Raw genomic sequence first — 12,438 nt, forward strand, 5'->3', positions numbered from 1 at the left:
TCGTTTAAATTTAGTCAAAACAATACTGGAAACCAATTTTAACAGCCTCCAATTTGGAGGCTTGATGTTAATCAGCCCACCCTTTGAGTTCTGTCATTTCCAGGGCAGATTTGAATCAATACCTTTAAGCAGATCGTTAAACTTCAATACTTTCTATATGTTAAGTGAAACCCTGGTCGGCGAAGACCTGCTCGCCATGCAAAATGAGAAAGGAAATATCTGTATTTCCATAGTTGTTCCCACACACCGGCTTTCACCTGAAAGAAGGGTTGATGTCCAGGAGTTGGAAAAAGCCATACAAAACGCAAAACAACTTCTTGAATACAAATATCCTGACAATGACAATAAGCCGTTGAGTGAGGCCATGGATGATTTGTACAGCACAATCGACTTTACGCACAATTCAGAGGGAATAGGATTATATATTTCCTCCCACCTGAAACTGGCTGTAAAATTCCCATTCCCGGTTGAGGAAAAAGTGATGGTGGGAGATGATTTCGAGATCAGGGACCTGCTGTATAAAGTGAACCTTTCCCATCCCTACTATGTCCTCAGACTGACAAAAAACGGGGTAAACCTGTTCGAGGGAAGCATGGATCGGTTAGAGGAAATCACGGATAAGAATTTCCCTTTGAAATATGAGGACGAATACATTTACAATGCTCCGGGACAGAGTGGTTTCTTTGGCGGCCAGTCCGTTGTAAAAAGCGTTGAACGGGACAAGTCAACAATGGAAGCGATCCGGTTTGAAGACTTTTTCCGGCACATGGATTCGGCACTGAATGATTACCTGGTTGGCAACACACCGTTTATTGTAATGGGAATTGAAAAGGAGCTTGCCTGGTTCACTAAGGTGTCAAGGCATAACAGCCTCCTGGCAGGAAAAATTTCCGGCAGTTACCATCACGCCAACCTAAAGGAGTTATCAGAGTTGGTTTGGCCATTGATGCAGAAGCATTTCAATGATGAGACAAAGAGACTATTGGCAGACTTCGTGGAACAATACGGACGTAAACTGGGTCTTTATGGAATTGAGGATGTATGGCAGGCGGCACGGGAAGGAAGGGCATTCAAACTCCTGGTGGAGAAGGATTACAGATGCCCCGGTTTTATTTCACTGGAAGACAATAAATTTCATTTAAGGGTGCCAAACAGAACCCATAAAATCCTGGCAGACGCTGTGGATGAGATCATTGGAATGGTACTTGAAAAAAATGGTGAAGTTCATTTCACCGATAATGGTGAACTGGAAGAATTCCGGCATATTGCACTGATAACAAGGTTTTGACCAGCCGGATGCTATTGAAGGTAGCGGATAAACCATTCTGCTGCTACTTCACAAACCTGTTCCATCGTTCCGGGTTCCTCAAACAAATGGGTAGCATCCGGAATGATGGACAGTTTTTTTACATACTTTAACTGGGCAAGGGCCTGCTGGTTCATTTGTATTACATCAAAATCCCTGCTGCCAACAATCAGCAAAACCGGGGCCGCAACACGGTCCAGTACTTCCATTGCAAGGTCGGGACGTCCACCACGACTTACCACTGCTGCGATCTGCGGCAGCGCTGCAGCTGCCCTCAAAGCCGAAGCAGCCCCCGTGCTTGCACCGAAATAACCTATTGAATGTTCTGTTGCCACAGGCTGGGTTTCCAACCATTCTGTTACACTCACCAGTCGCCGGGTCAACAGGTCAATATCAAATCTGTTGGAATAGTTGATGTCCTCCTCCCTTGTCAGCAGATCAAACAGTAGTGTGCCCAGTCTTCTCTTGTGCAGGTAGTTGGCCACCATCCGGTTGCGCGGACTGAATCTACTGCTGCCGCTTCCATGTGAAAAGACCACGATACCGCTGGAACCTGAAGGAATCACCAGGTCGCCCGAAACCGTTACATTACCAACAGGTATTTCCACTTCCTCCTTTAATTCGAAATGCATAAAATATTATTTAAGATTCAACCTTCCTGTGCTTTCTTTTTTGTTGCCTGAATTTCTCCACCTGTTTCCAGGAATAACTGTTCAGGATGTTTTCATGGGTGCACCAGCCACGCCTGGCAACAGATACTCCCTGGCTCATGAAAGCATACTGATCCAGGGAATGCGCATCGGTGCTGATAGTAAGCATGACACCTTTCGCCACGGCAGCTTTAACAAGATCATCTTTCAGGTCGAGCCGGTTTGGCTGGGCGTTGATTTCAATTGCAGTACCTGTTCTTACGGCAGCGTCAAAAAGCTTATCCCAGTCCACCCCGTAAGGCTCCCGCTTTCCGATCAGTCTTCCGCACGGATGACCGATGCAGTTCACAAAAGGATGATTGCAGGCACTGATCAACCGTTCGGTATTGTCTTTGGTAAAACCGCTGTGAATGGATGCCGTAACCCAGTCAAACCTTTCCAGCAAATCATCCGGAAGGTCAAGCGAACCATCGGACAGGATATCAACCTCTGCGCCTTTCTTTACAAAGTCCAGTTTCAGTTTTTTATTCACCCTATCGATTTCCGCAAACTGTTTTATAAAATCTTCAACCTGCAGACCACCGGCGATTCTCTCGGAAGGCGAATGGTCCGTCATTACAATGTATTCATAGTACGGGTAGTCCTTTTGTATAAAGCGGGCGATGGTCTCAATATCTTCCGCCCCATCACTCCAGGTGCTGTGCATCTGCATATCACCACGCATAACCGACTCCGTTAGCAGGTCGGGTAATTCATGCTTTATTGCCAGTTCAACTTCTCCCCTTTCCTCTCTAAGTTCAGGAGGGATCCATGACATCCCGAAGAGTTTGTAGATCTCTTCTTCTGTTGCACCTGCCAGCATTTTATCAGATGCCGCATCGAACACACCGTATTCATTCAACTTCCATCCTTTCTCCCTGGCCCAGGTACGAAGCCTGATATTATGTTCTTTTGAACCGGTAAAATAAAGCAGGGCTGCGCCGTATTCGTAATCATTCACCAGGCGAAGATCAACCTGAACGGAATTGTCCTTGAGTAATATACTGGCTTTGGTTTCACCGCTGGCAAGGACCCGGTCGACCAGGGGTAAAGAAATAAACCGGGCTACAATTCTTTTCCTGTTTTTTTTATCCGCAATTGCTATCAGGTCAATATCCCCGATCGTTTCCTTGCGCCTGCGAAGACTTCCTGCCAGTTCGGCCTTCCTGATGCCGGGGATGGAAAGCAATTGTTGAAGGATGGCTTCCCCTGTTTTCAGGGCATCCCAGAGAAGCATTCTGCTGTGTGCTTCCTTGAAAAGTTTGAGACCGCGTTTCATGTTTTCAATCCGCTTTGCGCCAAATCCCTTCAATGAAGCCAGTTTGCCGGATTCTATCGCCGCGACCAGGTCATCGCGGTTATTGATGAGTAACTTTTCATGGAGCAGGCGCGTGGTGGCGGGACCAAAGCCGTTTATGTCCATCAGTTCCAGCAATTCTACCGGAACCTCCTGCTTCAGTTTTTCAAATGTTTTTATTTTTCCTGTTGCCAGGAACTCCATTATTTTTTCAGCGATGCTTTCCCCGATACCTTTTAATTTATCAAGTGAGGCAATGTCTGTAGCATACACTGAAATATCATCATTTAACGCAGCGATGGTACGGGAAGCCCCGTCATAGGCGATCACCCTGAACCGGTGTTCTGTACCGAGATAACGATAACAGGCAGCCATCTGGTGAAAAATGGCGGCCAGTTTCGCATTGTGCGATTCACCTGAACCGAGTAGTGGAGCAGGTATCATGTTGTTTTAATTCATTGCTTCAACAATCCCGACAGGAAATCATACACCCCATATTTCAGGTCAATGAAATCCTTTTCTGCGGTGAACATATCTGCCCGAAGGGAATCCTGGCTGGAGATTACATCAGGTGGCAGGTTGGTATCATCCAATAACTCACCGTCCTGCATGATCCGGTTATCCTGGGCCTGGATGGCCGCTTCCAACCTTAATAGTTCCGTCTTTTTCAATTCCAGCCTTTCGAGCAGATCCTCTGCCTGGCCAGCCAGTGCGGGAATACTGTCGCGTCGGATAGCATCATCCAGGCGCTGTTCAAAATCTTCCAGTTCTTCCCTTAAGAAACGGATCATTTCATCCCAATCGGTTAACTCATCGAAACAATATCCTGCAATTGAAAATATCATAATGTAAATTTAAACTATCATACATCTACCGTACTGGTTGTTTCTTCCGGCGGTTCCTTTCCCAGTTCAACCTGTCGCAGCACCCTGGTTTTCAATTCATCCATGACCTCACGGGCTGACAGGTAAAAATTTTCAGAAACCCTTCTTGCGTATAAATTATCACTGAACACAGTAAGCCTGATCTCACAGATCTTATTATCAGCCGGCTGAGATTCATCTTCTCTGAAAAATACTTCCGCCCGCGAAATATCCTTATTCAGGTGTGAAAGCTCCAGCAATTCCTTTTCCATTGATTTCAAAAATGATTCTTCAATTTTCAGGTGCGGGCAATTTATTTCTATGGTCATAACATCCGTTTTAAATGGAGTTTTATATTGGATTAAAGTTAGTTCCATTCAGAACCGGCAGGGATGATGATCCTCAGGAAAACGGATGATTTTCCTCCCTACATATTCCACAACCTTTGCCAGGGTGCTGATTTTCCCATAATCCTCTTCAGGTATATCCACTCCTGTACGTTCATCCAGTGCCATCAGGAATTGCAGGGCATCGAAGGAATCAATACCCAGAACATCCCTGATAATATCATCTTCCGCCAGTTTTTCCGGTTCGGAATCTGGAGCAACCTGCTTTAACAATTGACATACCAGTTGCCTGATTTCTTCTTCTTTCATAATGATCCGGGAGTTTGAAGTAAGGAATTTAATTCAGTCAGGAAGCGACTTCCCGTCATTCCATCCGTAGCGCGATGGTCCGCAGCCAGCGTAACGCTAACAGTTTTCCTGACATTCAGCATGCCATTTTCGGCCCAGGGCTGCTCCAGGATGGCGCCAAATCCGACCAGGGCTACCTGTGGCGGATAGATCACTCCGTACACAAGTTCCACCTGCCCTTCACCAAGGCTGGTAATGGTGATGGTAGTATTAACCAGTTCGGAACTCCTGAGTTTCATGGCGCGGGCACGGGGGATCATATCATTTAATGCCGTCATCAGTTCGTCCAGGGACTTTCCCCCGGCATCCCTGATGGCAGGGATCATGACTCCGCCGCCACGCAGTGAAACCACAAAGCCAATATTGATCTCCTCTTTTTTGACAAGTCCATTTTCATACCAGGCATTTAGCTCAGGAACTTTTTTCAGGGCAAGGGCCACTGCCCTGATCAGTAAAACCACCGGAAGCAACCTGTTTTTTACAGTTCTTTCACGGTTGGTTTCAGTGAGCCATGCCAGCGACCGGGTCAGGTCAATTTTTGTTTCAAGATAATAGTGCGGAATCTCACGGTTCGATTTACTCATGGCCGAAGCAATAGCCTGCCGGATATTGTGGCGGGCGGATGAAGTTTCCAATAGCTCAGTGGCCTCCTTCTTTTCATCGACTTGCGCAGTTTTTTCAATCTTAGCAGAAATAACGGCTGCTGCAGCTTTTTCCACATCCTCTTTTGTAATTGCGCCACCTTCGCCTGTACCTGTAACAAGTGCCAGGTCAATGTCCTTTTCCGCTGCCATCCTTTTAGCCAGTGGCGATGCCTTGATTCCGACACGGTGTTCCGTGGAATCCAGTACTGCCAGTGTTTTACCAACAGGTACTTTTTCACCTTCCCCAACAAGGAGTTCTTTAACAACCCCTTCTTCAAATATTTCAATATCGATCAGGCCTTTCTGTGTATCGACCTGGGCAATGATATCGCCCCGCTTTACAGCAGCACCCGGTTTCACCAGCCATTCGACCAGGGTCCCATCTTCCATATCTGCGCCAAGACTTGGCATTCGGAATTCAATCATGCTGCAGGATTTTTTTAATCATATTAACGATATCCCCTGCCTGGGGAACAGAAATATCTTCCAGGTGTTTCGGGTAAGGCATTGGTACTTCCACCCCGCACAACCTGTGTACAGGAGCATCGAGTTCATAAAATGCCTGCTCCATAATCCTGCTGCTGATTTCAGCAGAAATGCTGACCGAACGCCATGCCTCCTCCACGACAAGTGCGCGGTGTGTCTTCCTTACAGATTGCAGGAAACAACTTTCATCGAGGGGGCGCAGCACCCTGAGGTCAACCACTTCGGCATCAATGCCCAGCTTAGCCAGCTCATTGGCAGCTTCCAGGGATTTGTACACCCCGGGGCCATAGGTAATAATGGAAATATCTTTCCCTTCGCGCCTTATTGCAGCCTTCTGAATCTCCACTATGCCAGCACCGGCAGGTATTTTACCCTCCAGGTTCAGCATTGCGGTATATTCAAAAATAACAACCGGGTCTGGTTCCTTCAGGGCCGCCAGCAACATCCCACGGGCATCCTCATGCGTACCTGCGGATAACACTTTCAGTCCGGGTATATGCGCATAAAAAGATTCCCAGCTGTGCGAGTGTTGCGCAGCCAGTTGACGGCCCAAACCTGAATTCATTCGGATAACTACAGGCACATTCACCTGTCCGCCCGACATGTGCAACAGGGTGGCAGCATTGTTGACAATCTGGTCCATGGCCAGCAGGCTGAAATTAACCGTCATCACTTCAACGACAGGTCTCATCCCTGCGATGGCAGCACCAATTCCTGCACCCACAAATCCGGATTCGGACAATGGGGTATCCATGATCCTGTCCGGACCGAACTCTTCCAGTAATCCCTTGCTCACTGCGAAAGCGCCGCCATAGCGTCCTACATCTTCGCCCATCAGGAAAACCCGCTCATCTGCACGCAGCGCATCCCTTAATGCCTGTTTAATGGCTTCCCTGTAGGTGATGCTGATGGTATTATTTTCGTTTGCCATGTCAGCTGTTTTGAGGTTCACTGTAAACAAAACGTGTCAGATCTTCAACAGGCTCCCAACTGCCTGCTTCCGCAAAACCAACTGCCTTTTGCACGGCTGTTTCCACTGTTGATTCCAATTCACTGATGGCTGCAGCATCAAGGCTGCCCTGTTCCAGTAGCAGGTTCTGAAGTGCAGTGATGGGATCCTGCTTTTTCCATTCTTCCACTTCTGCTTTGTTCCGGTAGAGTTCGGCATCAAACATGGAATGCGCACGGAACCGGTAGGTATTACAAACAAGTAAAAAGGGTTTGCCGGTACTGCGTATCTTTTCAGCTGCGCGTATAGCAGCTTCTTCCACCGCCAGTACATCCATGCCATTCACGGCCATGGACTCCATGCCATAGGCGCTTCCCTTTAATTCGATCTGCGGAAGGGAGTGAGAATAACGCAAAGCCGTACCCATTGCATAGAGATTGTTCTCGCAAACAAACAGCAGGGGAACCTCCCACAACATGGCAAGGTTCATTGACTCGTGGAACTCACCTTCGGCAGCAGCGCCTTCCCCGAAAAAACAACAGGTAAGCCTGGCCGCTTTTTGTTTTTTTGCGGCCAGCGCCACACCAACGGCCACTGGCAGATGGCCTCCCACGATCGCATTACCGCCGAAAAATTTCTTACCTGCATCGAAGAGGTGCATGGAACCGCCCCTGCCCCTGCTACAGCCTTCCTGTTTACCATACATTTCTGCCATGATTCTTCCGGGATCAACACCCCTCGCCAGAGCGTGACCGTGTTCACGGTAGGTACTTAAAATATTATCATCCGTCTTCAGGGCCTGCATCACGCCAACAGCCACAGCTTCCTCACCAACATAAAGATGCAGGAAGCCTCTTATTTTTGTCTGGGTATACAACTCCGCTGCTTTTTCTTCAAAGCGCCGAATCAGCATCATCTGGTAAAGCATCTGCTTACCATGATCCCTGTCGATTGTATTTTCCATGTGTTAACTATGTTTGCTCCAGGGTCGACAGGTCCCCTTCAGGCAGGCCCAGTTCCCTGGCTTTTAATAAACGTCTGAGAATTTTTCCGCTTTTGGTTTTGGGCAGGGCGGTAATAAAACTTAACTCTTTCGGCGCAACGGCAGCACCAAGTTTTTTTCTCGCGAATGCGATGATATCCATCTGCAGTTCCCTGCTGCCGGCATGGCCGTCCTTTACCACAATGAATGCCTTTACCAGTTCCCCGATCAGCGGATCAGGCTTCCCGATCACAGCCGCTTCCGCTACGGCAGGATGGCCCAGCAGTACAGATTCAACTTCAAATGGTCCAACCATGTGGCCGGATGTCTTGATGATATCATCCGCCCTTCCGGCAAACCAGAAATATCCCTCTTCATCAATGCTGGCCATATCGCCTGTGAGGTACCATTCGCCCCTGAAACATTTATCATACCGCGCCTGTTCATGTATATAGGTACGGAACATGGAAGGCCATCCTTTTTTAATCACCAGCTGACCTTTTTTACCGGGTTCTTCAATAATGCGGATATCTGTTTCCGTTATATCTGCAATGCCGGCAGTGATTCCCGGCAATGGTTTTCCCATTGAACCGGGTTTCACTTTCATTGATATGAAATTGGCAATCATGATGCCACCGGTTTCTGTTTGCCACCAATTGTCCAGAATCGGTTTTCCAAACATCTTTTCTCCCCACAGAACTGCATCAGCGGGTAAGGGTTCACCCACACTGCAAATCATCCTCAAATGTTCCAGGTTGAATTTTTCAGTTGGATTAAGGGATACCCGCATCAACCTGCGGATGGCAGTAGGGGCCGTGTACCATATATTCACTTTTTGTGCTTCCAGCAACTCATACCACCTGAGGGCATCAAACTCTTCCTCATCGATTATATTGGTAATACCATTTACGAGCGGAGCGATGATGCCGTAGGACGTGCCCGTAACCCAGCCGGGATCAGCAGTACACCAGAATACATCGCCCGGATGAAAATCAAGCACATACCTGCCTGTTGTATAATGCATCAAAACCGCGCCGTGCACATGCAGGGCGCCTTTAGGCATTCCGGTTGTTCCACTCGTGAAATGCAGGAGGGCCGGTGTTTCCGGATCTGTCGGAGCTATGATAAACTCATCGGGCGCTTCCCGCATTAACTGACTGAGGGATAATACCCGCCGGTCTATATGACCGGGCACATCAGTAAGTAAAATATACCGAAGGGATGGCAACCTGTCGAGCTGTGGCTTAAGTTTTTTTTCATACAGGTCCCGGGTGGTTACGAGTAAAACAGCTCCGCCAATATGAAGACGCTGGTATATCGGCTCCGGCCCGAATACGGAAAACAGGGGACAATAAACTGCGCCTGATTTCAGGGTTCCCAAAGCAGTTATGTATAATTCCGGGATGCGGCCAGTAAGCGTAAAAACGGTTTCGCCCCTGGCAATACCTAACTGTGACAACAGATTGGCAAATCTCGCGGTTAGTTTCTTCAGGCTTTTATAGCTGAAATCCTCAACACTCCCGTCTTTCCTTATCCAACGTAATGCAACCAGGTCAGACTTTTTGGATTCAGCATGCCGGTCAACCGCTTCATAGGCAATATTAATCCCACCGCCATGAGGTAATCCATCCAGGTTGCCAAATTCCGTTTTCCAACTAAATGAAGTGTGAAGAAGGGAATAATCGGCCAGGTTAGGTAATTTTGCTGTTCTTGCCATGACATAGATTGATACAGTATGTCAAACTTTTTTCAAGGTACCGGTTATATCCAGCCGGAAAAATGACCTTGCTCATCATTCGTAATGATCAATATTATTAAATTTAAAATACGAACAGTAGCTTATGGAATCACTAATAGGGAAAACAGCACTGGTTACAGGAGCTGGTAAAGGAATCGGTCGTGCCATCGCACTGGCGTTGGCAAATGAGGGAGTCCACCTTGGATTGCTTGCAAGAACCGCTAAAGACCTGGAGGAACTGGCGGCGGAGATCACCAGTAAAGGCGTCAAATGTTCAATAGCTGTCGCAGATGTGAGCAATATGCAGGAAGTAAACTCAGCTGTTGAAAAAATAAACAAAGAACTGGGACTGGTGGATATTCTCATCAACAATGCCGGCATTGCATCTTTTGGAAAATTCCTGGAATTGCAACCAGCAGAATGGGAAAATATCATCAGGGTAAACCTGCTGGGTGTATATTATGTTACTCGTGCTGTTTTGCCGCAAATGATTGAAAGAAAAACGGGCGATATCATCAATATTGCCTCCACCGCAGGACAAAGGGGCGCAGCCCTGACCAGTGCCTACAGTGCATCAAAATTTGGGGTGATCGGCCTTACTGAATCGCTGATGCAGGAAGTAAGGAAACATAATATCAGGGTAACCGCCCTCACCCCAAGTACGGTGGTTACGGAACTTGCGCAAAGCCAGAACCTGATCACCGGTGATCCGGAAAAAGTAATGCATCCGGAAGATATTGCAGAACTTATCCTGGCACAATTAAAGCTAAACCGAAGAGTGTTTATTAAGGAGGCAGGAATCTGGTCTACTAATCCATAACGTAAATCTACCATAGTAAAATTACGAATCATACTATAAAAAAAAGAGACGTATTACTACATCTCTTCGCGCCAAAGCCGGTGAAAATTCATTTTGCATTGGCAGAGCCTTGCTTTCATTTAATTCAGAAAGCGATTGGGTTTCACAGGCATGAATACAAACGGGCCATTAATACGGGTAACAAGGTACCACCGGTTTTTCAAAGGACCTGGACTGGATTGGATATGGATATTTAAAAACTTCAATTACTAAACAAATTCGAGGCCAAAATCGTCCAATCAGAAAATTGTGGATATCTGCTTAATAAGTTGGCATCTGAAAAAAATATTATTAGGTTAGCGCCTACTTTTAAACAAATCCCAAAAATGAAAAAACTCCTTATCGCAGCCCTTGCCCTATTTGCCCTTACGAAAACAAATGCCCAAAGCTTTATGCATGGTGCCGGTACCGGTCTTTCGGTTGTCACTATGAAGAACGGCGACCCTTCCGCTTATGGCACTTTGCTGTATTCACCGCGGTTAACTGTGATGGAAACCGAAACTTCCTCCATTACCGTAGGTATTCCGCTTACGCTTGGCCTGGCGGGATCATATTCTTACGATAATTACTACGGTGAAAGCAGCGACATCCAATACCTGGTCAATGCGCCGCTGATGGTGAACCTCAATATCGGGGCTGGCTCATCACCCATTACTGAAGACCGCTTCGGATTTTTCATTGGCGGTGGTTTCGGGATAAACTATGGAAACTACCTGGTAGACGATGTCATTATTGTTGATGGATTTGAATATTATGACCAGGTTTCGAAAAATGTGACGACCTATGGCCCGGCAGCCAATGCCGGTGTCCGGATTGGTGTGGGAAGGCAAACCAAAAACATAGAAATCCTGCTTTCCTATATGAAGGGAATCAATGAAACGAAGCCTAATACATTTGGTCTGGCCTGCCTGTTTAATTTTTAAGCGACCGATTCTACTGAATACACCAAAAGCAGCAATCCCGCCTCCGGAGGCGGGATTGCTGCTTTTAAAAGCCATCCGGCTAACCGGAAAGGCTTAAAATTCGTTTATGGCAGGGTTTATGCGCCAATTCCAGCCGGCCGAACAACCTTTAGCCACCTGTTTACGTCTACCGGGGTAAGTAGGGACTATCAGTCCTCCAGTGTGACGGGAATTATTTTTTGACAGTTAAACAGCAGATAAACCTATGAGTTTTAAAAAAACCGGAATTCTGATAGCAGCAACCGCAACAATCCTTCTCTCCTATGCAGGCATCCTTGCAGCTGGAAAAAAAGATTTTGAAGCAAAGCCCTCCCCTTTATACCCTGCCAAAACTTATTCAGACAGCAGTCTGGTCAATACGGGTGCTGAAGAAATGAATTCAACCGGACTCTATTCCTCCCTTAAACTTGATTCGCTGGGCCTGAATGAGCCCGCTTTCCAGCAGGCACTGAAGGGCTGGAGAAAATTAAAGTCACAAGGGCTGCTGGACCGGGAAACGATCATGACCATTGCCGATTTCAGCCAGCCAAGTACCCGTAAGCGCCTGTATGTCATTGATCTGGAAAGCAAAAAAGTATTATACCATACTTATGTGGCACATGGCCGGAATTCCGGGAAAGAACATGCCATACAGTATTCCAACAGACCTTCATCCTACCAGAGCAGCCCGGGTTTTTATCGGACAGAAGGAACCTATTACGGAAGTAATGGATATTCGTTGCGGCTGAAAGGACTTGAAAAGGGAATAAATGACAATGCTGACCGGAGAGCCATTGTGATGCATGGCGCGGAATATGTAAGCGAATCGCTGATCCGTAACCAGGGCTACCTGGGCCGCAGCCAGGGTTGTCCAGCCATTCCCGTGAAACTGACCCGCCCCATCATCAACACCATTAAGGATGGGTCCTGCCTGTTCATTTATACACCGGTTACACAATATGCCCAGCGTTCCAACCTGGTCAGATAAA

The 12,438-nt window shown here is 47.1% G+C and carries 13 protein-coding genes; 4 read left to right on the top strand and 9 right to left on the bottom strand.

The genetic code is table 11. From position 1 onward, the window contains the following. Positions 1 to 157: 157 nt before the first annotated feature. Positions 158 to 1,288 (top strand): baeRF3 domain-containing protein, encoded by a 1,131-nt coding sequence (locus tag BC349_RS03965; protein WP_187255435.1) that lies wholly within the window; start codon positions 158 to 160, stop codon positions 1,286 to 1,288. Between the two features lie 11 nt (positions 1,289 to 1,299). Here BC349_RS03965 and BC349_RS03970 read toward each other — a convergent pair whose 3' ends face one another. The 9 genes from BC349_RS03970 to acsA are packed head-to-tail and all read right to left on the bottom strand — an operon-like array spanning position 1,300 to position 9,628. Then, complete coding sequence (locus tag BC349_RS03970; protein ID WP_187255436.1) at positions 1,300 to 1,938, bottom strand: dienelactone hydrolase family protein; 639 nt, start codon at positions 1,936 to 1,938, stop codon at positions 1,300 to 1,302. Positions 1,939 to 1,948: 10 nt separating this feature from the next. After that, on the bottom strand, positions 1,949 to 3,736 hold the full coding sequence (gene polX / locus BC349_RS03975) for a DNA polymerase/3'-5' exonuclease PolX (protein ID WP_187255437.1): 1,788 nt from the start codon (positions 3,734 to 3,736) through the stop codon (positions 1,949 to 1,951). Between the two features lie 11 nt (positions 3,737 to 3,747). Continuing rightward, entirely contained in the window at positions 3,748 to 4,137 is a 390-nt protein-coding gene (locus tag BC349_RS03980; RefSeq protein WP_187255438.1) for a hypothetical protein, read from the bottom strand. Positions 4,138 to 4,154: 17 nt separating this feature from the next. Continuing rightward, positions 4,155 to 4,484 carry an HPF/RaiA family ribosome-associated protein gene (locus BC349_RS03985; protein ID WP_187255439.1) on the bottom strand — a complete coding sequence of 110 codons (330 nt, stop codon included), beginning with the start codon at positions 4,482 to 4,484 and terminating at the stop codon, positions 4,155 to 4,157. Between the two features lie 48 nt (positions 4,485 to 4,532). Continuing rightward, positions 4,533 to 4,811, bottom strand: coding sequence for an acyl carrier protein (locus tag BC349_RS03990; RefSeq protein WP_187255440.1), 279 nt, complete (start codon positions 4,809 to 4,811; stop codon positions 4,533 to 4,535). Next, positions 4,808 to 5,920 carry a dihydrolipoamide acetyltransferase family protein gene (locus BC349_RS03995; protein WP_187255441.1) on the bottom strand — a complete coding sequence of 371 codons (1,113 nt, stop codon included), beginning with the start codon at positions 5,918 to 5,920 and terminating at the stop codon, positions 4,808 to 4,810. Before BC349_RS03995 ends, BC349_RS03990 begins: the two co-directional genes overlap by 4 nt. Then, positions 5,913 to 6,911, bottom strand: a complete 999-nt coding sequence (locus BC349_RS04000; RefSeq protein WP_187255442.1) for an alpha-ketoacid dehydrogenase subunit beta — start codon at positions 6,909 to 6,911, stop codon at positions 5,913 to 5,915. Before BC349_RS04000 ends, BC349_RS03995 begins: the two co-directional genes overlap by 8 nt. Position 6,912: 1 nt before the next feature. Then, positions 6,913 to 7,893, bottom strand: a complete 981-nt coding sequence (gene pdhA, locus BC349_RS04005) for a pyruvate dehydrogenase (acetyl-transferring) E1 component subunit alpha (protein ID WP_187255443.1) — start codon at positions 7,891 to 7,893, stop codon at positions 6,913 to 6,915. A gap of 7 nt (positions 7,894 to 7,900) precedes the next feature. Further along, positions 7,901 to 9,628, bottom strand: coding sequence for an acetate--CoA ligase (acsA, locus tag BC349_RS04010; protein ID WP_187255444.1), 1,728 nt, complete (start codon positions 9,626 to 9,628; stop codon positions 7,901 to 7,903). A gap of 124 nt (positions 9,629 to 9,752) precedes the next feature. Here acsA and BC349_RS04015 point away from each other — a divergent pair, with 124 nt between their 5' ends. From BC349_RS04015 to BC349_RS04025, 3 genes are all read left to right on the top strand, one after another. Beyond that, entirely contained in the window at positions 9,753 to 10,469 is a 717-nt protein-coding gene (locus BC349_RS04015; RefSeq protein ID WP_187255445.1) for a 3-ketoacyl-ACP reductase, read from the top strand. A 365-nt stretch (positions 10,470 to 10,834) separates the two neighbouring features. Continuing rightward, positions 10,835 to 11,431 carry a hypothetical protein gene (locus BC349_RS04020; protein WP_187255446.1) on the top strand — a complete coding sequence of 199 codons (597 nt, stop codon included), beginning with the start codon at positions 10,835 to 10,837 and terminating at the stop codon, positions 11,429 to 11,431. 244 nt (positions 11,432 to 11,675) lie between these two features. Continuing rightward, complete coding sequence (locus BC349_RS04025; protein ID WP_222840062.1) at positions 11,676 to 12,437, top strand: murein L,D-transpeptidase catalytic domain family protein; 762 nt, start codon at positions 11,676 to 11,678, stop codon at positions 12,435 to 12,437. Position 12,438 lies beyond the last annotated feature (1 nt).

The organism is Flavihumibacter stibioxidans (genome assembly GCF_014332695.1).
GTDB lineage: Bacteria > Bacteroidota > Bacteroidia > Chitinophagales > Chitinophagaceae > Flavihumibacter > Flavihumibacter stibioxidans.